Annotated in this window: 21 protein-coding genes; 13 read left to right on the forward strand and 8 right to left on the reverse strand. The window is 41.4% G+C overall.

The window, feature by feature from the left end:
* Window positions 1-41: 41 nt before the first annotated feature.
* The gene (locus A5882_RS10940; protein WP_005236722.1) at window positions 42-878 is read right to left on the reverse strand and encodes an AraC family transcriptional regulator; all 837 of its coding nucleotides are present in this window, start codon (window positions 876-878) and stop codon (window positions 42-44) included.
* Window positions 879-1,022: 144 nt separating this feature from the next.
* Between A5882_RS10940 and A5882_RS10945 the strand changes: the two genes are divergently transcribed.
* Window positions 1,023-2,774, forward strand: coding sequence for an ABC transporter ATP-binding protein (locus A5882_RS10945; protein WP_016613253.1), 1,752 nt, complete (start codon window positions 1,023-1,025; stop codon window positions 2,772-2,774).
* Window positions 2,761-4,542: an ABC transporter ATP-binding protein gene (locus A5882_RS10950; RefSeq protein WP_005236718.1), complete on the forward strand. Its 1,782-nt coding sequence runs from the start codon at window positions 2,761-2,763 to the stop codon at window positions 4,540-4,542. The genes A5882_RS10945 and A5882_RS10950 overlap by 14 nt, the downstream gene beginning before the upstream one ends.
* Window positions 4,543-4,617: 75 nt before the next feature.
* Here A5882_RS10950 and A5882_RS10955 read toward each other — a convergent pair whose 3' ends face one another.
* Window positions 4,618-5,259, reverse strand: a complete 642-nt coding sequence (locus A5882_RS10955) for a copper homeostasis protein CutC (RefSeq protein ID WP_016613255.1) — start codon at window positions 5,257-5,259, stop codon at window positions 4,618-4,620.
* A 102-nt stretch (window positions 5,260-5,361) separates the two neighbouring features.
* Here A5882_RS10955 and A5882_RS10960 point away from each other — a divergent pair, with 102 nt between their 5' ends.
* From A5882_RS10960 to A5882_RS10980, 5 genes are all read left to right on the forward strand, one after another.
* Window positions 5,362-6,204: a methyltransferase domain-containing protein gene (locus A5882_RS10960; RefSeq protein WP_086299582.1), complete on the forward strand. Its 843-nt coding sequence runs from the start codon at window positions 5,362-5,364 to the stop codon at window positions 6,202-6,204.
* Between the two features lie 353 nt (window positions 6,205-6,557).
* Window positions 6,558-7,061: a tRNA (uridine(34)/cytosine(34)/5-carboxymethylaminomethyluridine(34)-2'-O)-methyltransferase TrmL gene (gene trmL / locus A5882_RS10965; protein ID WP_086299581.1), complete on the forward strand. Its 504-nt coding sequence runs from the start codon at window positions 6,558-6,560 to the stop codon at window positions 7,059-7,061.
* 17 nt (window positions 7,062-7,078) lie between these two features.
* Complete coding sequence (locus A5882_RS10970; RefSeq protein ID WP_016621323.1) at window positions 7,079-7,732, forward strand: histidine phosphatase family protein; 654 nt, start codon at window positions 7,079-7,081, stop codon at window positions 7,730-7,732.
* A 20-nt stretch (window positions 7,733-7,752) separates the two neighbouring features.
* On the forward strand, window positions 7,753-10,413 hold the full coding sequence (locus A5882_RS10975) for an ATP-dependent RecD-like DNA helicase (protein WP_086372734.1): 2,661 nt from the start codon (window positions 7,753-7,755) through the stop codon (window positions 10,411-10,413).
* Window positions 10,414-10,509: 96 nt separating this feature from the next.
* Window positions 10,510-10,737 (forward strand): hypothetical protein, encoded by a 228-nt coding sequence (locus A5882_RS10980; RefSeq protein WP_005236708.1) that lies wholly within the window; start codon window positions 10,510-10,512, stop codon window positions 10,735-10,737.
* A 99-nt stretch (window positions 10,738-10,836) separates the two neighbouring features.
* On the opposite strand, the gene A5882_RS10985 is transcribed toward A5882_RS10980, so the two are convergent.
* Window positions 10,837-11,460, reverse strand: coding sequence for a response regulator (locus tag A5882_RS10985; RefSeq protein WP_008379771.1), 624 nt, complete (start codon window positions 11,458-11,460; stop codon window positions 10,837-10,839).
* A complete protein-coding gene (locus tag A5882_RS10990; RefSeq protein ID WP_086372735.1) occupies window positions 11,457-12,536 on the reverse strand; it encodes a sensor histidine kinase in 1,080 nt (359 codons plus the stop codon). The genes A5882_RS10985 and A5882_RS10990 overlap by 4 nt, the downstream gene beginning before the upstream one ends.
* Window positions 12,537-12,652: 116 nt before the next feature.
* Here A5882_RS10990 and A5882_RS10995 point away from each other — a divergent pair, with 116 nt between their 5' ends.
* The 3 genes from A5882_RS10995 to A5882_RS11005 are packed head-to-tail and all read left to right on the forward strand — an operon-like array spanning window position 12,653 to window position 15,903.
* Window positions 12,653-13,585, forward strand: coding sequence for an ABC transporter ATP-binding protein (locus A5882_RS10995; protein WP_005236700.1), 933 nt, complete (start codon window positions 12,653-12,655; stop codon window positions 13,583-13,585).
* A 13-nt stretch (window positions 13,586-13,598) separates the two neighbouring features.
* Window positions 13,599-14,744 carry an ABC transporter permease gene (locus A5882_RS11000; RefSeq protein ID WP_086372736.1) on the forward strand — a complete coding sequence of 382 codons (1,146 nt, stop codon included), beginning with the start codon at window positions 13,599-13,601 and terminating at the stop codon, window positions 14,742-14,744.
* A complete protein-coding gene (locus A5882_RS11005) occupies window positions 14,731-15,903 on the forward strand; it encodes an ABC transporter permease (protein ID WP_086372737.1) in 1,173 nt (390 codons plus the stop codon). The genes A5882_RS11000 and A5882_RS11005 overlap by 14 nt, the downstream gene beginning before the upstream one ends.
* Before the next feature lie 52 nt (window positions 15,904-15,955).
* Here A5882_RS11005 and A5882_RS11010 read toward each other — a convergent pair whose 3' ends face one another.
* The 3 genes from A5882_RS11010 to A5882_RS11020 all read right to left on the reverse strand — a co-directional run bounded on the left by A5882_RS11010 (window position 15,956) and on the right by A5882_RS11020 (window position 18,097).
* Window positions 15,956-16,927 (reverse strand): diacylglycerol kinase family protein, encoded by a 972-nt coding sequence (locus tag A5882_RS11010; protein ID WP_008379780.1) that lies wholly within the window; start codon window positions 16,925-16,927, stop codon window positions 15,956-15,958.
* Between the two features lie 461 nt (window positions 16,928-17,388).
* Complete coding sequence (locus tag A5882_RS11015) at window positions 17,389-17,637, reverse strand: hypothetical protein (RefSeq protein ID WP_005236692.1); 249 nt, start codon at window positions 17,635-17,637, stop codon at window positions 17,389-17,391.
* 16 nt (window positions 17,638-17,653) lie between these two features.
* A complete protein-coding gene (locus tag A5882_RS11020) occupies window positions 17,654-18,097 on the reverse strand; it encodes a hypothetical protein (RefSeq protein ID WP_254908481.1) in 444 nt (147 codons plus the stop codon).
* A 65-nt stretch (window positions 18,098-18,162) separates the two neighbouring features.
* Between A5882_RS11020 and A5882_RS20250 the strand changes: the two genes are divergently transcribed.
* Window positions 18,163-18,621 carry a hypothetical protein gene (locus A5882_RS20250; protein WP_369596970.1) on the forward strand — a complete coding sequence of 153 codons (459 nt, stop codon included), beginning with the start codon at window positions 18,163-18,165 and terminating at the stop codon, window positions 18,619-18,621.
* A 530-nt stretch (window positions 18,622-19,151) separates the two neighbouring features.
* Entirely contained in the window at window positions 19,152-20,126 is a 975-nt protein-coding gene (gene bsh / locus A5882_RS11030; RefSeq protein WP_005236690.1) for a choloylglycine hydrolase, read from the forward strand.
* Between the two features lie 58 nt (window positions 20,127-20,184).
* On the opposite strand, the gene A5882_RS11035 is transcribed toward bsh, so the two are convergent.
* Window positions 20,185-20,712 carry an aromatic acid exporter family protein gene (locus A5882_RS11035; protein WP_005236688.1) on the reverse strand — a complete coding sequence of 176 codons (528 nt, stop codon included), beginning with the start codon at window positions 20,710-20,712 and terminating at the stop codon, window positions 20,185-20,187.
* Between the two features lie 367 nt (window positions 20,713-21,079).
* Here A5882_RS11035 and A5882_RS11040 point away from each other — a divergent pair, with 367 nt between their 5' ends.
* On the forward strand, window positions 21,080-21,778 hold the full coding sequence (locus A5882_RS11040; RefSeq protein ID WP_086299574.1) for an Ig domain-containing protein: 699 nt from the start codon (window positions 21,080-21,082) through the stop codon (window positions 21,776-21,778).
* Window positions 21,779-22,083: the final 305 nt, after the last annotated feature.

Consider the following 22,083-nt stretch of genomic DNA (forward strand, 5'->3'; position numbering starts at 1 on the left):
CCGATGATTTTTCTTCGAGTGAAGAATCATTGGCTTGCTTTTTAATTTTTTGGTTTTGGCAACACCCCAGAAGGAGAGACGCCATAAAGTTTTTTAAAAGACTTGCTAAAGTGATAGGCATCTTGATAGCCAACTGCAGAGGCGACTTCCTTGATCGTGAGGTTGTCATTTTTTAGCATGTCTTTGGCGCGTTTTAGGCGGATTTCTATCAAATAGTTAATGGGGCTGACCCCTGTCGCTTCTTTAAAAATCTTGGAAAGGTACGTCGGGCTGAGAAATTGATCTTGTGCCAGTTTTTCCAAGGTGATTTCTTCTTTATAATGATTTTCCAAATAATAGACGGTATAGTTGACGATTTGTTGTTGTCTTCTTTGGCTTTTGGAAAGGTAAGGAACGACATTGATGTGGTCTTCATTTAGTCCGCGTAAAATATAGACGAGCATCTCCATCAAGACAGCTTTTTGCATCAACTGAAACTCATCCCGCTCTTCACTGCTTTCTCGCACCAACTGCCACGCTTTTTCCAAAACTTGATGATGGTATTTGCCTAATTCTAACAATGGGTGCTTGTTGGGGAAAAAATTTCGCTTGAATCCTTCCAAGGAAATATTCTTCAGTCCAATATGCAACTGGTGGGAGCGAGTGCCTTTAGGCTGTAACTCGCAGTGGTCGACACCAGGATTAAAAAGCATGACACTGCCAGCACGAATTTTCTTCGCTGGTTCTTTTTCAAAATAATACGTACTTTCTCCTTCTAACAAGACGCTGATTTCTAAAAAGTCATGATGGTGCATTTCTCCATGACTTTCTGCTTGCGTCCATGGGTCAAAGAGATAGATGATTTCGGGATTGAAGGTTCGAGGGTTAACTAAATTCATGGCTGATTCACTCCAATTGGGTGCCCATCTCCGATAAAAAAAGGGAATGGTGCTTCTTACTAATATTTTACATCAAAATGAGTAAGAAAAACCATTCAAATCGCTTTTCAAAACGCTAAGCTTAACAACGAGAGGGGGAATTAGATGAGTAATACACAATGGATCTGGCGCTATGCCAAAAAGAACCGCGGAAAAATCATATTGGCGATCCTGTTTTTAGTGATCAATGCAGCGCTGATCATTGTTAATCCGTACTTGGGAGGAATGGTGATCGATGATGTCATCAATCAGCAAAAAACGCACTTATTGATTCCATTACTGTTGATCATGATCGCAACGACCGTCATTCGCACCATTGTCCGCTATAGTTATCAAATTTTATTTGAACGGGTCGGACAAAATACGCTATACGATTTACGGGAAGACTTGTATCAGAAACTGCAGGAATTGGATTTCGACTTTTTTAATCACACACGGGTTGGAGATATTATGGCACGAATGACCGGGGATACTGATGCCATACGCCACTTTGTTTCTTGGGTGACCTATAATATCGCTGAATGTATCTTGTGGTTCTTTTCTGCGGTGGTGGTCATGAGCTTTATTGATTGGAAATTGATGTTGACATTGGTGGCTGTCACACCGATCATTTTTCTGTTGACGAATCGCATGTCTAAAAAAGCACACCCACTGTTTTTTGATATTCGTGAGAGCTTTTCGCGCTTGAACTCAATGGTAGAAGAAAATATTGGCGGCAATCGGGTGGTGAAAGCTTTTGCTCGTGAAAATTTTGAGATCGAAAAATTTCGCTCGTACAACGAAGATTTTAAGACCCGCAACATGGCATCTGCCAAAGTTTCCCGCACTTATCTGCCATGGCTTGATGGCTTAGCAGGAAGTTTGTCAGTCATTGCCTTAGTCTTAGGCGGAATTTTCGTAATCAATGGGGAGATGACATTAGGTGATCTCGTTGCATTTAATGGCTATCTATGGATGTTGAATAACCCTATGCGTATGAGCGGTTGGTTGATCAACGATGTTCAGCGATTTTCTGCAGCTTGTATCAAAATTCGACAAATGCTAGCACAAGAATCGAAAATACCGGTTCACAAACAAGAAAAATTAGAACCGATCAATGGGTTTGTGGAATTCAAAGATGTCTCGTTCCACTTTTCAGATGACCCGGATCAAAATGTGTTGGAAAACATCAACTTCACCATCGGGCCGGGACAAACGTTAGGGATTTTAGGCGAAACCGGCTCAGGAAAAACGACCTTAGTGAATTTAGTCGGACGTTTTTATGACCCGACTGAAGGGGAAGTATTGATTGATGGAAAAAATGCCAAAGAGTATCCTGTGCGCCAAATGCGGGAAAACATTTCAATGGTGATGCAAGATGTCTTCTTGTTTTCTAATACCATCTCTGACAATATTGCTTTTGGAAATCCTTTAGCAGATGAAGGCTTTATTCGGCAAATGGCCGTAGTCGCCGATGCAGATACCTTTATTTCTCGAATGCCTCAAGGCTACGAGACGATTGTCGGTGAACGAGGCGTCGGACTTTCTGGCGGACAAAAACAACGGATCTCTCTTGCGAGGGCCTTAGCCAAAGATCCATCGATCTTGATTTTGGATGACACGACGTCTGCCGTCGATATGGAGACAGAATCGAAGATCCAACAAGAGCTGACAAAATTAACAGGAGAGAAAACGACGTTCATCATTGCGCATCGCATCTCCTCCGTTCGAGAAGCCGATCAGATCTTGATGATGGAAAAAGGGCGGGTCGTTGAACAAGGCACCCACGAAGAACTTGTCAAACTGCGAGGTAAATACTATGAAGTGTATCAAAAACAATTAGGTTTGTCAGGAGGTGAAGACGATGGCGAGAAATAAATTTGATGTGGATGAGGAATTAGACCAGGAATTTAGCTGGAAGGATTTCAAGCGTTTGTCCCAATACGTCGTACCGTATAAAAAAAGTATTGGAAAAGTACTATTTACGATCATCCTAGCAAACTTAGCAGGAATGCTGGCGCCCGTTTTCACGAAGATCGCTATCGACTCATCGATTCCTGAGAAAAATGTCAATCAATTGCTGCTTTTAGGAGCTGCCTTTTTAGTGACCTTGATCGTTATTGGCGTCTGCATGCGTTATCGTATTTACCATATCACGAATATTGGGCAAGATGTTTTGAAGGATATGCGCTTTGATATTTTTGAACATCTGCAGCGGCTGCCGTTTTCTTATTTTGATACAAGGCCCCATGGCAAGATCTTGATCCGCATCGTAAACTACATCAATACACTGAGTGACCTGTTGAGTAATGGCCTGATCAATTTGATTTCCGATGTTTTCAACGTCATCATCACCTTGATCTTTATGTTTGCGATCGACTTCAAATTGACCCTATATTCCCTTGCGTTGCTGCCAATTTTGTTCATCATGGTGATGGTAATCAAAAATAACCAGCGCAAAGCCTATCAGGAGTTGAGTAATAAACAGTCCAATTTAAATGCTTACATTCATGAAAGTATTGCCGGCATCAAGATTACCCAATCCTTCGCACGGGAAGAAGAAAATGCAGAGATTTTCCAAGAAGTCAGCAATGATTATCGGACTTCCTGGATGAAAGCTGTCAAAATTCAGTTTCTCATGTGGCCTGGGGTGCAAAACATTTCAGTCATTACGACTTGTTTGATTTATTTTGTCGGCATTCGCCAAATTGGTGTCGCTGTCAGCACAGGTACTCTGATCGCTTTTATCAGTTATATCAATAATTTCTGGAATCCAGTCATCAATATCGGGAATTTTTATAATTCTTTGATTACAGCAACAGCCTATCTTGAACGGATTTTTGAAACGATGGATGAAGTCCCAGATATCGAAGACAAACCAGATGCAAAAGTATTGCCGACGATGAAAGGGACCGTTGATTTTGAACACGTGACCTTCCGATACGAAGAAGGCAAAAACATTCTTTCTGATGTCAATTTCCACATCGAACCCGGGGAAAGCATTGCCTTGGTTGGCCCTACTGGTGCAGGGAAGACCACGATCATCAATTTGCTGAGCCGCTTTTATGATGTCAATGAAGGCAGTGTTAAAGTAGATGGGATGGACGTTCGTGACGTGACGCTGGAATCGCTGCGTTCACAAATGGGGGTCATGCTGCAAGATACTTTTATTTTCTCAGGAACGATCATAGAGAATATTCGCTATGGAAAATTAGATGCAACAGAAGAAGAGATCATCGAAGCAGCGAAAATCGTCCGTGCTCACGACTTTATCACGGAGTTGAAAGACGGCTATCAAACCGTCGTCGAAGAACGAGGAAGCACTTTATCTGCAGGGCAACGGCAACTGATTTCCTTTGCCCGAGCGTTGTTGGCTGATCCAAAAATTTTGATCTTAGATGAAGCGACCTCAAGTATCGATACGAAGACAGAAGAATTGCTGCAAGAAGGATTGTTGAAGCTGTTAGAAGGCAGAACCTCCTTTATCATTGCTCACCGGCTGTCCACGATCAAAAATTCTGATCGAATCTTTTACGTGGCGGGGGGAACGATCGCTGAATCTGGTAACCATGATCAGCTAATGGCACAAAAAGGCTTGTACCACCATTTGTATCAATCACAATACGACTTACTGCAAGCCATATAAAAAGAATCCCCACAAATGATGCGTTACCATCGTTTGTGGGGGTTTCTTTGCGTGATTCTTTTGTGTCCCTCAATCTCAATCGTTAAGGTCAACGATTCTGGTTCCATGAACTTCTTTTACACCTAGTATATCAGCAACTTGTTGGGCATTTTCATAGGAAATGCCACCGCCAGGTAAGATCGTTAAACGCTCACCAGCATAGGCGATCAATTCTTTCAGACGATCGAAATTTGCTTCGATAGGGGTGCCTGCAGTACCACCATGGGTCAAAATCCGCTGTACGCCATGCTCAGCTAACCAATCGATCGCCTTGAATTGACGCGCTGCAGGAATCGCGTCGAATGCCATGTGAAAAGTAACCTGCAAGCCTTCTGCAGTTTCTAACAATAGCTCCAATGCTTCTTCGTCCAACCAACCGCTAGGTGTTAAGCAACCTAGAACAACGCCGTCTGTTCCTAATTTTTTTGCTTCGATCAAGTCGGTATGCATGATTTTCAATTCTGTATCATTGTAAACAAAATCACCGCCTCGAGGTCGAATGATCGTCATAACGGGTATTCCTTTTTCGCCAGCATATTGCAGGACTTCTTCTTGCACGCCGGTACTTGGTGTTGTTCCGCCGACTGCTAAATTATCACAGAGTTCGATGCGTTGGGCACCTCGGGCGATTGCTAAGGGAATATTGGTATAATTTTCTGCACAAAATTCTTTTAACATGATTTACCTCCAATAGATGGGTGTTCAATTGATTTGTTATTCTATCCACTAGCATTCTACCACAAGAATATGCTAAAGTAGAGCAGAGATGAGGGAAGTTGAATGTTAAAAAAAATCGATCGCGGGCGCCTTTTTTTAAACGCCCATTATCACTTATTTGAATGTCCGTTGTGCCGCCAAGCATTTTTCCCGACCGAAAATGGCTTAGTTTGTCCAAATCGTCATCGATTTGACTTATCAAAGAAAGGCACACTTTTCTTTTTGGATCATCAAGTTAAAGCAGATTATGATCAAGCACTGTTTTTGCCGCGTCAACGTATGATCGCTAGCGGCATGTATGCACCAGTCCTTGAGACCATCAAAGCAGCTTTGGGGGATGCTGAGTATCTTTTAGATGTCGGTTGCGGTGAAGGCAGTTTCCTTGCACAGATGGTCAATGAAAAGACCCAAGCGGCTGTCGGTTTTGATATAGCCAAAGACGGGGTCTATCTAGCTACCAATCAAAACGTACCCGCTTTTTGGTGTGTGGCGGATCTGACTAAGTTACCGTTTGCTGAAGCGAGCTTTGATACGATTTTCAATCTGTTTTCACCGTCAAATTACGGGGAGTTCAACCGCATTCTAAAAAAGGGTGGCCAGTTGATCAAAGTCGTCCCAGCAGCGGATTATTTAAAAGAACTACGAGCCGCTTTTTATCCTGATGACGAAACAAAACAGCAGTATTCGAATGAACGGGTCGTTAGCAAATTTTTTGAACACTATCCCACCGCATCCCGTCAAAGAGTAACGCATGTTTTTGCGATTCCTGAAGAATATCGGCAAGATTTACTTGCCATGTCGCCGTTAGAGTGGGGGGCTTCGGAGGAAAGGAAAGAAAAGCTGCGTCAAACCCCTTTGGCACAGATAACTGTTGATGTTGAGGTGTTGATTGCGAAAATTTCCTGAAAATATTTTGAACTTTTTTGTTATTTACTCTTGCAATCATGCCATGGGAGTGATATATTGTTCTCAAGTCATTTTTCATTGGTTTTTATCAGGTTCCTGTTCTGATAAAAGTTAGTGAAAAGAGCTTCACTAACGTAACGACTCGCAGTGATCGACACCGAGTTGGTACGTTTTTTTTATGCCCAAAAAAGCACACAAAAAATGTTGTTTCTAGAAAAACAAGTGTGCCAAAATATGGTACTATAGAAGTTATTGAAGAAGCTATTGAGAATGAAATGGAAAACGTAAGGTGTAAAAACACAAATCAATGCGAGAACCGATCGGCAATATCCGATCGAAAGGAGTTTTTATCTATGAATCACATCGTTCTTTTTGAACCTCAGATCCCGGCCAATACGGGGAACATTGCACGTACTTGTGCAGCAACAAATACTCATTTACACTTAATAGAGCCACTAGGCTTTTCAACGGATGACAAGCAATTGAAGCGGGCAGGACTTGATTATTGGCATGATGTCAATATCACCTATCACAAAGATTTGGCTACTTTTATGGACTTTTTAGGAGAGCGTCCGTTGTACCTGATCTCGAAATTTGCCAATCGCGTGTATTCTGACGTCGATTACACCGCAGATGATGATCAGTTCTTTATTTTTGGGAAAGAAACGACGGGGCTTCCGGAAAGCTTTATGCGTGAGCATGCCGAAAAATGCCTACGCATTCCGATGAATGATGAGCATGTTCGTTCCCTAAATCTATCAAATACGGCTGCTTTGATCATTTATGAAGTTTTGCGGCAGCAAGGCTTCCCACATCTGGAATTGACACACCATTATGAGAACGACAAACTAGATTAAGAAACGAGGCTTGTTCGATGCAATTATACTTTACCCGTCACGGAAAAACAGAGTGGAACCAAGCGCGCCGCTTTCAAGGGATGCTAGGGGATTCACCGTTATTGCCGGAAAGTCATGAAGAGATCAAACTGCTCGGTGATCATCTGGCTGCTATTCCTTTTGAGAAGATTTATTCAAGCACGTCTTTACGAGCAAAAGTAACTGCCCAAGAGATCCAAACAAGGCTCCATCACCCTGTTGAAATTATTTATAATGAGAACCTGCGTGAGATCGGACTTGGTGAATTAGAAGGACGTTCTATCGATGAAATGCATGAGAAGTATCCTCAACAATTGACTGATCTGCGTAATCATCTTGATCGCTACGATCCCAGTGCCTTTAAGGGAGAGCCGATCCAAGAAACATTGAGCCGGATCGAGACCGTCGTCATGGATGCGGTGATGCAGCATGAAGGCCCATTATTGTTCGTCGGTCATGGGGCATCCTTTACGGCTGCTATCCAGTGGCTTGCAGGCAAACCATTAGCCGAATTAAGAGAGCAAGGTGGATTAGTCAATAACAGCGTTAGCTTATTAGAGACGAATGAACAAAAAGTATTGCCTTTTGAACTAAAAGTTTGGAATGAAGCAAGCTTTTTAAGCAATCAGGCAGGATTAGACGCTTTATTGTAAACCATGAAAGGAGCGGCACCATGATTCCAGAAAGAACGTTTTTTGTCGGCCATGTTGCCGCCATCTTTTTCCAGAATCCCAGCAATTTTTATAAAGTACTATTAGTTAAAGTCACTGAGAATAATGCCGACTACAAAGACTCGGAGATCGTCGTTACTGGTAGTTTCGGCGAAATCCAAGAAGAGGAAAAGTATCGGTTTTTTGGTGAGCTGGTCAATCATCCCAAGTATGGCGTCCAGTTGAAGGCCGAAAGCTACCAACAAGAACAACCGACCTCTGAACAAGGGTTGATCGCCTACCTTTCTGGAGAAAAATTTCCTGGGATCGGCAAGAAGACCGCTGAAAAAATCGTTGATCTTTTAGGAGAAGAAGCGATCGACCGGATGCTGGAAGAACCGGCATTGTTGGAGCAGATTCCAGGGTTAAATGAAAGTAAGCAAAAAATGATTTTAGATACCGTTCGGCAAAACCATGGGATGGATCAAGTAATCGTTGGCTTGAGTCGCTATGGCTTTGGTAGCCAGCTATCTTTTGCTATCTATCAAGCCTACAAAAATGAGGCGCTATCCATTATTGAGGAGAATCCATATCAGCTGGTGGAAGACATTGAAGGCATTGGCTTTAAACGCGCAGATGGCATCGCTGAACAGCTGGGTATCGAAGCTTCGTCACCGCAACGGTTTCGAGCGGCGGTCTTGCATCAAATCTTCGCCCAGTCCTTGCAGACGGGCAATACCTTTATCCACGCCCAAGATTTGTTAGAGCAGACACTGCGCCTATTAGAAACGAGCCGCCCCATTGAGATTGCGCCTGACGATTTGGCATCAACGATCATTCATCTAGTGGAAGAAGGAAAGATCCAACAAGAAGAAACCCGTTTATATGAAAATAGTTTGTACTTTTCTGAATGGGGAATTGCCAGTTCCATCGAACGCTTGCTTTCCCGCAAAAAAGAAATCGTCTATCCTGAGAAAAAAATCAGTAAAACGTTACGTAAAATAGAAAAGCACTTAGGCATCACCTATGGTTCCTCGCAAGAAGAAGCGATCAAAGAAGCAATCCGATCGCCATTGTTTATTTTGACAGGTGGCCCAGGTACTGGGAAAACAACAGTGATCAATGGGATCGTACAATTATTTGCTGAGTTGAACGATTTGGACTTAGAACCATCAAAATACAGCGACGAAACCTTTCCGATTCTCTTGGCAGCACCGACTGGTCGAGCCGCCAAACGGATGAACGAAACGACTGGTTTGCCAAGTGGTACGATCCATCGTTTGTTAGGATTGAATGGCCGTGAAAAAGCACCATCGATTAGTCCCAAAGAGTTAGAAGGCGGTTTACTGATCGTCGATGAGATGTCAATGGTCGATACGTGGTTGGCGAATACGCTCTTTAAGTCGATCCCTACAAACATGCAAGTGATTTTTGTGGGGGATAAAGATCAGCTTCCTTCTGTGGGACCAGGACAAGTCCTTCATGATTTGCTAGCGATCGATGCGATTCCGAAACAAGAATTGACGGAAATCTATCGTCAAGGAGATGGATCAAGTATTATTCCACTGGCCCACGCCATCAAAAACGGGCAGCTGCCTGCTGATTTTACACAAAACCAAAAAGATCGTTCTTTCTTTGCGTGTGATGCGTACAAGATCGAACCGTTGATCGCTCAGATCGTGAAACGGGCGAAAGACAAAGGTTATACGCCGCAAGATATTCAAGTGTTGGCGCCGATGTATCGTGGGGCAGCTGGGATCGATGCTCTGAATAAAATGATGCAAGAGATTTTTAACCCCAACGATGGAACCAAAAAAGAGGTCACCTTCAATGATACGGTGTATCGTATCGGCGATAAGGTCTTGCAGTTGGTAAACTCTCCTGAAGATAACGTGTTTAATGGCGATATGGGCCAAATCGTTGGGATCACTCTAGCCAAACAGTCGGAAGACAAGGTTGACGAACTGGTCATTCAATTTGATGCCAATGAAGTGACCTATAAGCGTAATGAATGGAACAAGATCACATTATCCTACTGTTGTTCGATCCATAAATCCCAAGGTAGTGAATTTCAAATGGTTATTTTGCCGATGGTTCATCAATACCAGCGTATGCTGCAGCGCAATTTGCTATATACCGCTGTGACTCGCAGCAAAGAGATGCTGATTTTACTTGGTGAACCGCAAGCCTACCAAACCTGTGTCAGTCACGAATCTGCCACTCGCTTAACGACATTAAAAGAACGTATCAATGGCACGGAAGAAATGACGCCGCTGCAACGGGCGAAATTGGCTCAGTTTGAGGAAGCCGATGATCCGTTTTATAATGATTCCTCTGAGAACACGAAGGCAAAAATGGTAGCTTCGAAGCCAAAGGAAAATCCCAGCACTGAAGCTGCTGCTAACCAGCAAGCGACAGAAAAGTCACCAGATAGTGGGTTGGACTTGTTTGCTTTTGCCGAGCCTGAGCCGTCGGCATCAAATCAGACAGAAACGGCCAAGCCTCTGTCAGGGGATAAGGTCCTAAGTGAAGGGACTACGGGGGAAGAAGCACTCATCGAAGAAACGCAAAACGATGGTGTGCTGACCTTAACGATGGTCAAAAAGCATTTAGTAGATCCAATGATTGGGATGAAGGACTGTTCTCCGTACGACTTTATGCCCGTAAAAAACGAGGGATTATAACGATGAGAAAATGCTAAAAATGGGTTGTTAGTGAGCGCTTTCTTTTGGTTTTTCAGCTTCTTATGCTAAGCTGAAATCAAAAGGAGGCGTTACATTATGGCGAAAGAAACCGAAGACAAATTAGCAAAACTCGCAAAAGAATCTGGCAACGACTTTAAAAAATTGGATGAGATGGAAAAAGAATTTAAATTAGATGAAAGCCCTGATGCAGAACGAGGCGAACGGGAAGAATCAGGATTAGAAAAAACGTTAGATAAGGCGCCGATTTTCCCGCCTAACACACCAAATAACCCAACGAATCCTGGCAGTCCTGGAAATCCATGATTTTCTACCAAGAAGAAACCAACTGTTGAATAATCGAATAGAAAGAAACCTGAAGAATGCAAAGGCGCATTTCTTCAGGTTTTTTGTGTCTAATGAGACTCACTGTAAATGCTGATAAAAATAGATTGCTAATTGCGTGCGATCCCGTAACCCCAGCTTTTCTAGTAATTGGCTGATGTAATTACGAACGGTTCCATCACTCAAATACAAGGCATCGGCGATTTCTTTATTGTTTTTACCCGCTGCTACTTCTTTGATGATCGCAAATTCACGTTCGCTAAAGGAAGCTTGATTGTCAATTGATGGTTCGTTCTTCATTAGCTGCGTGAAGGTCTCAACGATTTCATTCCCAAAGACAACTTGGCCATTATAAGAGGCTTTGACAGAAGGGATGATTGCCTGTAAATTCTGTTTGATCAAATAACCTTTCACACCGATGGAAAAGGCTTCTCGAATGTATTCTTCATCTTTGAAGGTAGTCAATAGCAAAAGGATCGCGTGGGGAAATTTAGCCAGTATTTCTTTGGCAGCATCGATCCCAGTTTGTTCCGGCATGCGGATGTCCGTCAGCAAAACGTCAGGACGATGAGTTTCATAGAGGTCAATGGCGTCTTTGGCACAATGACCGATGCCTAATACACGAATTTCTTCTGTGCTTTCTAAAATGGTTTGCAACGAGGTCGTCACAAACGGATCATCGTCAATAATAACTACAGTAATCATTGGTGTTCCTCCTTTGGTAAAATGATCGTCAACTGAAAGCGTTGGTTTTCTTGTAAGATATGAACTTGTCCTTGTTGTTCTTGGACCCGTTGACGCATCGTTTTCAGACCGATTCCAGTTTTAGCAATTTGAGATCCGCGGACGCCATCATTGGTGATTTGCAAGCGGAAAAAAGCAGGCAGTGTCCGAAAATGCAAGACAACGGTTTTGGCATGACTGTGTTTGATGCTGTTGGTCAAGGCTTCTTTGATCACCATTAAGAAACAATTTTGCTGGGCTTCGTTCAATCCTTCAAATAAGGTTCCTTCAATCGTGACTGAAGATGGAAAATCAGCAATCAGAAACTCTAAGGACTGTTGGAAAGTAATCGATGTCTCATGGAGATCATGAACGCTTTGGCGGATACGATCCATCCCAGTGTGAACCGTAGCACTCAAATTTGCTAAGGGCTCATTTAGTTTTGGTTCTTGATTGATCATTTCAAGTGCGCCAATCTGCAAAATGGCACTCGACAGCAGATGGCCAACATTGTCATGGATATCTCGCGCGATTCGATTTCGTTCTTCGGCAATTTGTAAGGCCAATTTTGTTTCTTGTGATAAGGCTAGTACTTTGTTTTGCTGCGATAATTGCTGCTGTTTTTCCCAATGAGTATCTTTTGAAGCGATGTACTTTTTCTCAAGAGCAGACATTCGCTGTTCTTTTTTACGTAAGTAAAAAGCAAAAAGCAACAAAAGGATGACAAAGGCGATCTTGGAGGGGGATTGATTGCCAACTGTTGCGATCAATAAAAATCCTAATAAAGATAGAATGTCATCTTTTCTTTCTTCAGGAGCGATCACCCGCATCATTGCAGGCAGAAAGAGGGCAAGCTCTGACCAAAAAGTACATAGAAGCAATAGAATAACTTGAAAAAACCAGCTTGCTTTCTTAGGCAATAAATAACTGACACCAGTGAAGAAAATAGCGATCAGCAAAAAAATGACTTGTACGGCAACAAATCCTTGATTTACCAATAGAAGCAACGAGATTGCGAGTAGAAAGCCAGCTTCGCTGAGTAGTCGAGATTTGGACATGGCAGACTCCTTCATTGTGACAAATGTCATAGTTGATTTGGTCAATCGTCACTAGTTTCTTTTCTTAAACTTTATTATAGTCAGATTAACAAGAAATTTGGAAGGAGTTTTTCATCATGATTATTGAAATTGATAAATTAGTTAAACGCTATGGTGATTTTGTGGCATTGAATCATTTTGATCTGCAAGTACAAGAAGGGGAAGTTTTAGGATTATTGGGACCAAACGGTAGTGGGAAATCGACTGCTATCAATTGTATGCTCTCTTTGCTAAATTATGACAAAGGCACCATTAAACTGTTTGGATCAACCATGACCCCTGAAAACTATGCCGTTAAAGCAATGATCGGCGTCGTTCCTCAAGATGTTGCCGTCTTTGAAGAACTAAGTGTACAAGAAAATATCGATTATTTTTGTGGTTTATATGTTGCTGACAAAGAGAAACGGCAAGCATTGATCGAAGAAGTCATACAATTAGTGGGATTGGAAAATTTCGTGACTTTCCATCCAGGTGAGCTGAGTGGTGGCTTGAAACGACGGTTGAATATTGCCTGTGGGATTGCTCATAAGCCACGCTTGATTTTTTTAGATGAACCAACAGTCGCCGTCGATCCCCAAAGTCGTAATAAAATTTTGGAAAGCATCAAAGAGCTGAATCGCCAAGGAGCAACGATCGTTTATACGACCCATTACATGGAAGAAGTGGAAATTCTTTGTGACCAGATCGTGATTATGGATCAGGGACAGGTGATTGCCAAAGGGACCAAGGAATCTCTGAAAGACATGGTACGCACGGCAGATCGTTTGACCATCGACATCCCCTTACTGCCAGACCATGTATTGGCTACAATTCAAACCACCATTACTGCTGACGGGATCGTTTATAAAGAGGGACAGCTCCAAGTAACAACGACGGAACTCAATACGGTCTTGCTCCCCATTTTGACGCTCTTACAAGCAGAGAAAATCAGTTACGGAAAAATTGCAACCAAAGAAGCGACCTTAAATGATGTCTTTTTAGAGATCACGGGCAAGGAATTGAGAGACTAAAGGAGGGGAAAACATGTTTTGGCATTTTTACAAATATCGCACAAAAGTGCTGTTGCGAAATAAATCCATGCTGTTTTGGACGTTGGCGTTTCCCATTCTCTTAGGCCTAATGTTTATGGCGGCCTTTGGGGAGATCGATCAAGCAGGAAATTTAGAGACAATCACGACGGGAATCGTAAAAAAAGGGGATCAATCAGCGCTTTCGGAAAATTTTTCCGCGGTCCTTGAACAAGTGGAAATCAATGAAAAACCATTATTTGACCTTAAGGAACTATCAGAAGCAGAGGCAGTTGAAGAGCTGAATGCGGGTGATTTAGCTGGGTTTTATCTGATAGCTGACGAAACGATTTCACTCCATGTGGGGCAAGCGGGCATGAGTCAGACGTTGATGAAAAATGTAATGGATCAATTTTTACAACGTACAGCGATTATTTCTAGTAAAGCAGCAGAACTTGAAACGCTTGATCTTGCACCAATTATGGCCGCGTTTGAACAGGAAGCGACTTTTCAAGAAGTGAATGCTGATCGTGACATGAGTGTTAAAAGTTTTTATTTCTTTACTTTGATTGGGATGGCGATCCTCTATGGGACGATGTGGGGTGTTCGCAATGTTCAGGATCAGCAAGCCAATCAATCCGCGAATGGGATTCGGCTTTCCTTGATACCAAGAAAACGCACATTGGTTTCAAGTGCGAATTTAGCGGCGAGTTTTACGATTGTGTTAATAGAAGTCTACATTATTTTAGCGGTTTTTCGTTTTGTCTATCAAGTAGACTTTGGTGAACGATGGCAGTGGCTACTACTGGTTGCCGCGTTGGGATCATTGTGTGCGATTTTGTTAGGAACATTGATTGGAAATCTGACGCCAAAAATGAATCTGGTGCAAAAGGATGGCATTTTGATTTCCGTGACGATGGCGATGAGCTTTTTTGCCGGGATGATGGGCTCGGAACAAATCAAGTATTGGCTTGATCTACATGTGCCGATACTGGGGCAAATAAATCTCGTCAATTTGATCAGTGAAAGTCTCTATCAATTATACTACTATACAGATCTGGCTAGCTTTTATACCAATCTTTTATGGTTGACTGGCTTTATCGTCCTTTTCGCAATTGGAAATACTTGGATCGAAAGAGGGGTGCGCTATGACGCTTTATAAAACGATTTGGACTTTACTGAAGGCCAATAAGTCGAACTTACTAATTGGAGTACTGATCACTGTGGGAGTTACATTCTTTTATGCACAAAGCATCGACGTCGAAAACACCTCTTTACAAGAAGCCAACATTGCTTTGATCAGTGAAGAGGAGTCGCCAGTCGTTGACGGTCTTCGGGACTACTTGAAGGAGAAGCAGACCTTGGTCACTTTGGAGGGTACCTCACAAAAAGAAATTGATGATGCCCTTTATTTTAATCGCATAAACATCGTCTTGCATTTACCAGTAGATTTCACGGAACAGGTGGAGGCCGGCCAGATGCCAGCAATCGAGATTCAAAGCCGGCCAGATGCTTTCTCTAAAACCATTGTCACCCAGCAAGTGAACACGTACTTACAGACGCTTTTGCTTTTTAAAGAAGAAGGTAAAACAGTTAGTGAGGCGATAGAACAAGCACAAACAGCGCTAGCCGTCACTGGGCAAGTTGAACTCAGTACAGAATATAGTCAACGAATGAAAAAAATGTTAACAGGCATGACCTTTAACTTATTGTCATATGGTCTCTTTCTATCAATATTTAGCGGGTTTGGCGTGATCAATATGGCCTTTAATCGCAAAGCAATCAGCAAGCGAAACCAGAGCGCCCCTCTTGCTAAACGTGTCTTACAGCGGAAAATCCTGTTAAGCTTGATCAGTTATTCGCTGCTCTTAACTTTCGGCTTTTTATTACTGATGGTGTTATTAGTGATCCGCACGTCTTGGGATACAGCAGCTTGGTACCACATTTTGAACACGTTCTTGTTTTTATTACCAGTCATCAGCTTCTCGGCGTGTGTCACTTCCCTGGTGAAAAATTCAGAAGCAATCGGCGGGATCAGCAATATCTTTATAACCGGCAGCTGTTTTATCGGTGGTGTCTTTGTATCAGCTAATTTCCTGCCAGATATCGTCAATAAAATCGCGGCGTTTACACCAACGTATTGGTTTGTTCAAAACAATACCTTGATTAGCGAGTCCCTCACGTACAATCAAGGGTTTACTGAATCGTTTTGGTTCAATGGCTTTGTCTTGGTTGCATTTGCAGCAGTATTTTCAATGATCCAATTTGTTTTGGGAAAAGAAGGAAGTCCTCGTTGGCAGTACAACTCAGCGAAAAACTAACAGGTACACAGAAAAAAACGATACAAATCGTTGCTGATTTGTATCGTTTTCTTTATGGGCACCAAAATAATTGATTGGCAGTAGTAAAGGTAATATCAAAGGGACGTTGGCCCATTTCTTCGCCATCTTCTTGTCCATGTTGGGGCACGGTAGAGATAATTCTCAGCTTCGACGTGGAGAGATGATGAAAGTAGCGTGAATTCATGTGTTTCTTACGCATCAGTAAACCGATCAGCCAGAAAATCTTGAAAATCGACACACGCTCAACGAGTACGAAATCAAACTTTTTCTCTCTGACTGAAGCGGTTGGGGCGATTGCAACACCGCCGCCAAAGTAAGGATGATTGGTCGTGGTGCACAAAAAAGCTTTTTTATAACTGAATTGTTGCCCATTACACTCGACTAAGATCGGAAAACCTCTTTGAAGAAACAAAACGCGGATAATTGCAGCGATATAGGAAAAGGAGCCGAGGTTGAACTTATTAAGACTGCTTTTTGCCACAGAGTGATTGGTGGTATAGACGATTGCCGCATCAAGACCAATACCCACATTATTAAGAGCGATGCCGTTTTCCTCTTGGATCTGCTCTTCATAGCGGATAATGGCCAATTCTTGGGGCTTAGTAGTACCGGCAATTTTCCAAAACGCTTTTTCCGGCTCTCGTGGCAGATCGATACTTCGCGCAAAATCGTTTCCCGAGCCAGCGGGGATGTAAGCAACGGGAATTTGTTGTTGTTCCAGTTGTAACTCTGATACTACTTGGTGCAGCGTTCCATCACCGCCGATAACCACCAATAATGGATAAAGCATCTCGCCATTTTCTAAATAGACATCATCCCAAGGCAAAAGGCGTTCTTTTAAGAGTTTTCTGGTAATGTTCCGTTCGTCACCGGGTGATTTGGTTAGATAGATTTGATGGGGGAAACGATGTTTTTTTACGATTCTTTGCACACGTTCCGCCGCTTTTTTTCCTCGTCCACTACCTGAAGCAGGGTTTACGAGGAAGTGATAATAATAGTTCATTTTATGAATAACTCCATATCGTTTTTTCGTTCAATGCGGTTAATTATAGCATGTTTCGACAGAAGGCGGGGAGACGATGCCTGAAAAAAGAGCAAAAAAATAGATTCGACGATTGTGCTTTCTGGGTTTTCAAAGGTTCTTATGTCCACTTTGATCCTCAGGTAATGATGCCCATCGCCGAATCCTATTCAATTAGTAAGGAGTAACTCAAATTCCCACATCCTTTGTCTTTTATTCTAAGTTGACAACAATTCTTTTCTTGCAGAACCTGCTTCGTCTGCTTTACTGGGAATCCTTGCTCCTTACACTTATAGTATAGCACATTTTTCTCTTTTAGCAATCGCTTACATGATTTGGTTGTTGTCTTTTAGATAAATTTAAATAGTTTAAGTAAAAGATAAAGGAAAAAGCAAAATCGATTTTCATTCGATTTTGCTTTTATGTCTTTTAGAAAGTAGCAGTCATTCTTTTTTTGGATTTTTCACAAAAATTAAAATCAAAATTGGAACCACTAAAAATATAATCGCATTATTGATTATCAGCACATCGTAATTACTAAAATTAAACGGATTATTTTGCCATGTTTGAAACATAAATCCCAGTAAATTTTGAGTATGGGCAAGATAAAATAAAGCAGAGGTGCCTAGTATGTTAAGGATTATTGTGATCACACATAAAATCCGTACTAGCTTAATTAGTACTTTTTTCATAGGAGAGCTCCTTTAGTTATTGCTGCATTTCTGGTAGATTGGCGAAGGCTTCAGTTAGTTTCACAGATTCTTCTAAAATATCCATATAGATATCGTAGTAAGCCCAGCCGTCACCTAAATCAGCCGCTTCAATTGTCTCAGTGGTTGTTTGAAATTCTCTCATCAAATCAGTGTAGCTACGCATAACAGAAGTGTAAGCGGACAAATCATAAGTTTCAGGTTTAGCAATATACCCTTCAACTTCTGCGATCAGATCAGCGTACGTATCAGATAATTTTTCAAGTTGTGCTTCCAATTCATCAGAAGCTTGCTCATTCGCTTGGCGGTTAATTTCTTCTTCTGAGCTCTCATTAGTTTCAATCTCTTCTTCTTCAGAAGCAGCGACATCCTCAGATTCTTCAGAGCTTTCCATTGTTGTTTCAGTTGTTTGTTGTGACGATTCGACAGTATCACTTTCCACATCTTCACTAGAGCAACCAGCCAGGAATAAAGTGGATACTAGTACTGTCTCTTATACACATCTAGATGTGTATAAGAGACAGGGAAAAATCGTTTAGAAAAAATGGGACTCTATCTGGTACAAGTGGAAAAGGGCAACGGTTGGAGGCGATCCAAATCAAACTCACCGGTGAGATCGCTAAGTATTACGATGTCTATTATCGAGTCAATTCACAACAATTTGGCTGGATGGGGTGGGCGAAAAACGGACAGTCTTCAGGAACGTCTGGCTTTGGTTTTCAACTGGAAGCAATCCAGGTCAAACTGGTGAAAAAAGGTGGGAAAGCACCTGGAACGACGAATGATGCATTTAGAGATGGACTGAAAAAATATGTAGACAAACGGGGCAAAGGGCTGATCAAAGGCTCCAAACAAAAGATTTATCATATACCGGGGAGTCAATATTATAATAAAACGACCAGTCCAATTCGGATGTTCAAGACAGAGGTGGAAGCCTACAAAGCGGGCTTTCGACCAGCTAAATAGAGGTGTGGCAGGCATTCGCTGAGTAAACATCTATGAGAAATTGCTTTACCAAAAAGGTAACGAGGCAACGAGAAGAAAGCTATTTTTGATCAAAAAGTAACTGAATCGTCTGATTCATTCTAAACATCCCTTTCCGTTAGCGAAAAGGGATGTTTTACGTATTCAAGATGATTTCTGTGCGTAGATCCGACGAATCTTAAAGTAATTCAGCACTTAACCTTTCATCACGAGATGCGCCTTGATTTAGCGAGGTTTCAACACAAAGCCACCATCTTCATCGTTCATTTCTTCGGTAGGCGTAAAAATAATATTTTTGCCATCTCTTTCAAGGTTAAAGATTGAATCACAAGCTATTAGGAAATCTGACGATGGATGATTCATTGATAGTCGAATAGGGCTAGAAAATGAAAGCTGCGAAGCTGTCTCTTATACACATCTAGATGTGTATAAGAGTATTGCTTTTTCCTTGTTAAAAAAAAGCGATAGGAGTAAATTAGAAGTGTAAAAAACTTATTTTAGGAGGAAGTATTATGTGTACTGCGTTAACTTATGTAACGAAAGATCATTATTTTGGCAGAAATTTTGATTATGATGTTTCTTATAAAGAAGTAGTGACCATTACTCCGAGAAATTATCCATTCAAATTTCGCAAAGTAAGTGAAATAGATCACCATTACGCAATGATTGGGATTGCTGCTGGTGTCGCTGAGTATCCACTGTATTATGATGCGGTCAATGAAAAAGGTTTAGGTATCGCTGGATTGAATTTTCCAGAAAATGCTGTCTACAATGAATTTCAAGAAGGAAAAGAGAATGTTACGCCTTTTGAGTTCATCCCATGGCTCTTAGGACAATGCGCTACTGTCGAAGAAGTAAAAGGGCTATTAGCCAATGTCAATCTCGTTCGGATCAATTTTAGTGAAGATTTGCCTCTATCGCCTTTGCATTGGATGATTGCTGATAAAAAAAGTGCCATCGTTGTGGAAAGTATGAGTGATGGCCTTCATATTCATGAAAATCCGGTGGGAGTTTTGACAAATAATCCACCATTTGACTATCAATTGTTCAATTTGAATAATTACCGTGTGTTATCATCGAAAACTCCGGAAACTCATTTTTCTGACAAGGTGGATTTTGATGAATATAGTCGTGGAATGGGCGGCTTAGGTCTGCCAGGAGATCTTTCTTCGATGTCTCGCTTTGTCAAAGTAGCTTTTACCCGATTGAATTCCGTTTCTGGAGAATCTGAATCCGAAAGCATTAGTCAGTTCTTCCATATTTTAGGTTCGGTTGAGCAACAAAAAGGACTTTGTGACATAGGCAATGAGCGCTATGAGTACACGATTTATTCTTCTTGCTGCAATACAGATAAAGGAATCTATTACTATCGTACGTATGAAAATAGTCAAATCGTTGCAGTTGATATGAATAAAGAAGATTTGGAAGGTAATGTACCGATTTCTTATCCATTAATTGAAGACCAACAAGTTCTTTTCAGTAACTGATCCATTCTTAAAAAGCCATCTCAAAGCTGTTTTGAGATGGTTTTTTTCTTTTTCATTTTTAAAATGAATCACTCTCATTTGTTGTCGTCTTCGTCCCTGCGGTACTTTTATTCGGAAATGGAAAAAAGCGGTTCACCAATATTGCAATCGTCATGCCGATAAAACTATCAACAATTCGATTAAAAGCATACAAGTAAGATTCAGTTTGAGGAATCATAAATAAAATCGTCAATAGTGTGGCACAAGCACCAACTGTTCCCTCGGAGTAATCAAATTTGACCAATAAAGCGATCATTAACATGATCACTAAAGGGATTGCAATCATTTGAATAAAGGACGAATGTCCGAAAAAGTTAAATATCGCAATACAAAATACAGAAGCGATTGCGCCGAAGCTGTTACCGGCAATCCGATGTTTCCCGTATTTGACGGTATTCTCATGATCTTCTCTTAATGTGAAAACAGCTGTGATCGTTGATACGACGTAGGTTTCACGATTCAAAAGAACACTAATCAAAATACAGAGGAATACACTGATTCCAGTTTTTACATTTCTTAAGCCAAAGGTCAATCCAAATAAGTTCAATCATGCCATCCTCTCAAAACAAATTTCAACGAAGTCGATTATACCACATTGCAGACGGTCAATTGCTTAGATTTTCAGAAAAATGAACAACGATTCTTTCATCGTACGTTGACAGGCAAATTTTATCAGTCGTCGAGAAGCTAGCTTGATACCATGCAATTTTCAACTTTGAGTGTTGAAAGGAATACAATAAGTGACCCCAACCCTAAATGAATTGACTTTCGTTGCCATCGCTTAAGACTCCTTTTTTTATTTCTCAGTCTGTTCAACGTTTAAATAAGTGTTTTGATAAAAAAATATTTATTGTTCATAAAAAGTTTGTTTTTTAGATATTATATTGAGATAATCAAAATAAGGAGGGTTTAAAATGAAAAAAGTGTCAATACTATTTGTTCTTTTACTTGGCTTTGTTGTTTTTCCGATGACAGTTTTTGCTGCATCTTCACCAAGTGTGAGCTATCAAACAAATATCCAGTCTCAAGGGTGGCAATCATGGAAAACAAACGGTCAGACGTCAGGGACCACAGGGAAAGCCAAGCGACTTGAAGCAATCAAGATAAAAATTACTAACGAAAAATACAAAGGGAATATTGAATATAAAACCTCCATTCAGAAACAAGGATGGGAAAAATCGTTTAGAAAAAATGGGACTCTATCTGGTACAAGTGGAAAAGGGCAACGGTTGGAGGCGATCCAAATCAAACTCACCGGTGAGATCGCTAAGTATTACGATGTCTATTATCGAGTCAATTCACAACAATTTGGCTGGATGGGGTGGGCGAAAAACGGACAGTCTTCAGGAACGTCTGGCTTTGGTTTTCAACTGGAAGCAATCCAGGTCAAACTGGTGAAAAAAGGTGGGAAAGCACCTGGAACGACGAATGATGCATTTAGAGATGGACTGAAAAAATATGTAGACAAACGGGGCAAAGGGCTGATCAAAGGCTCCAAACAAAAGATTTATCATATACCGGGGAGTCAATATTATAATAAAACGACCAGTCCAATTCGGATGTTCAAGACAGAGGTGGAAGCCTACAAAGCGGGCTTTCGACCAGCTAAATAGAGGTGTGGCAGGCATTCGCTGAGTAAACATCTATGAGAAATTGCTTTACCAAAAAGGTAACGAGGCAACGAGAAGAAAGCTATTTTTGATCAAAAAGTAACTGAATCGTCTGATTCATTCTAAACATCCCTTTCCGTTAGCGAAAAGGGATGTTTTACGTATTCAAGATGATTTCTGTGCGTAGATCCGACGAATCTTAAAGTAATTCAGCACTTAACCTTTCATCACGAGATGCGCCTTGATTTAGCGAGGTTTCAACACAAAGCCACCATCTTCATCGTTCATTTCTTCGGTAGGCGTAAAAA

It is taken from the genome of Enterococcus sp. 4E1_DIV0656 (genome assembly GCF_002140695.1).
In the GTDB taxonomy this organism is placed as follows: Bacteria; Bacillota; Bacilli; order Lactobacillales; family Enterococcaceae; genus Enterococcus_D; species Enterococcus_D entomosocium.